This is a genomic window from Rhizobium sp. UFLA01-1127 (assembly GCF_059803845.1).
In genome coordinates, this window is sequence record NZ_JAUQTZ010000261.1 from 1 (window position 1) to 2,872 (window position 2,872).

Genomic DNA, 2,872 nt, shown 5'->3' on the forward strand with positions numbered 1-2,872 from the left:
GGAGGACACTCCGTTTCATCGCAAACCGAGATCAACTTCTACCTTAATGATCATTTTAGCCAGGTGCAGTCCCCGAGTGCGATGGTGCACGATTGATCCTCAGTCGTCAGAAAGAGGATGCGTTATGGGAAGTGTTCTTCACGGGAGCGCCCGCACGACGCGGCGTCTTCGAGCCGAACTCCAAGCGTCGCAAGAAAGTATCCGCTCCCCCGCCGCCGCTACGGCCTGAACCCGAAAACGGTAACCAAGTGGCGTAAGCGGCCCCCATGCGCCGATGGGTCCCAAGTCTCTCAAAAGCAGTGTGCTGACGCCGGACGAGGAAGCCATCGTGGCGGCTTTCCGGCAAAGGACGCCGCTGCCATTGGGAGACGTGCTGGGCTGCTTGCGAGATACCATCCCGACCTCAGGCGTATCACAATACGGTTTGTCGAGCCGGCTACCGGATGCCGATGAGTTCGAGCCATCGTTGCGGAATATTCACCATGATGCTTTAGATATATCGAATTAAGTAATCAATGATATATTTATTTATAGACTGTATCCTGTCCCTCGGCGATGGAGAGATATTGCTTTACCGCTGAATACTGCCGCGGGTTTTGCACTGGGAGGTCGGTTCGTCGATAGGAGCGGCGACCGAAGAGGAGAGTTGCGATGAGCGCTTCTGACGTCAAGTTTACGCCAGACATCCTGGTACTCGTTGCCTGTGACGGCGATTCCGAGACTTTGGCCATGGCGACCAACATAAGAAAGGCCGGCTTGTCATGCGTTTGTTTTTCGAATTTCCATACGATGGCGGAGCATTGGCGATATCTCGAACCAGCCATCATCCTTGTCGATGCGGCGGTTGCCGATGAATTTTTCCGCTGCCGCAGCGAGAACGAAGTTTTTCAAGATCTGCCGGTGATCGAAATCGTGTCGCCGGATATCGATAGCCGTGTCAAAGCATTAGCCGCCGGCGCTGTGGATTGCATTGTCAAACCTGTCATAAATGAGGAATTGTTGGCGCGCCTGCGAACGCAACTCGAACTGCAGGCGGCACAAAGGCAGTTCAAGCTCGTCAACATGCAGTTCGCCACAACGCTGGAAAAAATGGGGCAGGGGGTTTGTTTCTTCGATGCGGATCGGCGCCTGGTTCTTTCCAACCGCCGTTATGCTGAAGTCTATGGCATTGAGCCGGAAGCAATAATACCGGGCATGAGATTGGAAGAGATCGCCGAGTTGCGATATGCGGCGGGTGCCTGCCCACCTATCTCCCATCAGGAATATTTGGATTGGTGTGACGCGGTCAATTCGAGCCCTTCTCCGCAAAACTGGTCGGCCGAACTCATGTCCGGAAAAGTCATCCGTGTGCATCATGAGCGTACGGCCGATGGCGGATGGGTATCCACCCACGAGGATGTGACTGAGCACAGAGATGCCGAGAGGCAAATAACCCATTTGGCCTTGCATGATCCGTTGACCGATCTGCCCAACCGGGCGGCGTTGAAGAAAGAACTCGATGTTCTGATTAAAAAAAACAGGGAACAGGACTTTCCGTTCGCGGTGCTGTGCCTTGATCTGGACCGTTTCAAAGAGGTCAATGACCTCTTCGGCCATAATGCCGGCGACCTTCTCTTGTGCACTATAGCCGACCGTTTACGCGCGATATCGGACGAGGCATTCGTTGCCCGGCTTGGCGGCGACGAGTTCATGGTGCTGGCTGAACACGATGTCAAATTCGCATCGAGCCTCGCGGACCGCATTATCGCATCCCTAAGCGAGGACGCCGATATCGATGGAACCCGGGTCCGGATCGGCGTAAGCATCGGCGTGGCGGTATTCCCGGCAGACGGTGGCAGCGCGGGGGTTCTGATGAGCAATGCCGACGCTGCGCTTTATCGTGCCAAAGCCGAAGGTCGGGGGACAATCCGGTTTTTCGAGCCGCAGATGGACCAATGGCTGCGCGAAAAGCGGTCGTTGCAGCGCGACCTCCACGCCGCTCTCTCGCTGCAACAGCTTGCCGTCGTTTATCAGCCGCAAGCCGACATCGGCGGAGACATAATGGGTTTTGAAGCCCTGCTGCGGTGGCACCATCCGACCCGCGGCAATGTTCCGCCTTCTGTCTTCATTCCGATTGCCGAAGAGAGCAGTCTGATCATCGAACTCGGGGAATGGGTGCTTCGTGCGGCCTGCAAGGAAGCGGCCTCCTGGCCGAATGAGCTGCAGATCGCCGTCAATCTCTCGCCCGTGCAGTTCAAGCACGGCGATCTTTCCAATCTCGTGCGATCCGTTCTCGTCGATACCGGTCTCTCGCCTGATCGGTTGGAGCTCGAAATCACCGAAGGCGTATTGATTGACGATTTCGAGCGGGCAATCGCGACACTCGGGCGTCTCAAGGGTCTCGGCGTGCGGATTGCCATGGATGATTTCGGGACCGGCTATTCCTCTTTGTCCTACCTGCAATCCTTCCCTTTCGATAAAATCAAGATCGATCAATCCTTCATACGCCAGGCCGGGCAGTCACAATCCGCCGCGATCATTCGTGCGGTTATCGGCCTGGGGCGAGGCCTGGATTTGCCGGTGATTGCCGAAGGCGTCGAATCGGAAGACCAGCTTGCGTTCCTGACCCGCGAAAGTTGTCACCAGGTGCAGGGCTATCTGGTCGGGCGACCGCAGCCGATTTCCGTCTATGCCAGATATGTCGGCCGGGAGGTGCCGGAAATGGATCAGGTTCGATCGAAACGTGACGGTGATCCATTGTCGCAGTGGCGCAAGGAACAATCGAAACGGGAGCTTCCGCAGTCATTGTGATCGTCTCCCGATAGCAGACGCTGCCCCCGGAGTGAATATCTGGATTATCGCTGCTGCGAACTTAAACGGCATAGATCAGTAT

General features: G+C 56.0%; 1 protein-coding gene and 1 pseudogene. Both read left to right on the forward strand.

The window, feature by feature from the left end; all coding sequences use genetic code 11:
- Positions 1 to 124: 124 nt before the first annotated feature.
- Positions 125 to 451 (forward strand): annotated as a pseudogene (locus Q4Q11_RS31370) (IS481 family transposase); the annotation flags it as partial.
- 533 nt (positions 452 to 984) lie between these two features.
- On the forward strand, positions 985 to 2,790 hold the full coding sequence (locus tag Q4Q11_RS31375) for a putative bifunctional diguanylate cyclase/phosphodiesterase (RefSeq protein WP_498571929.1): 1,806 nt from the start codon (positions 985 to 987) through the stop codon (positions 2,788 to 2,790).
- Positions 2,791 to 2,872: the final 82 nt, after the last annotated feature.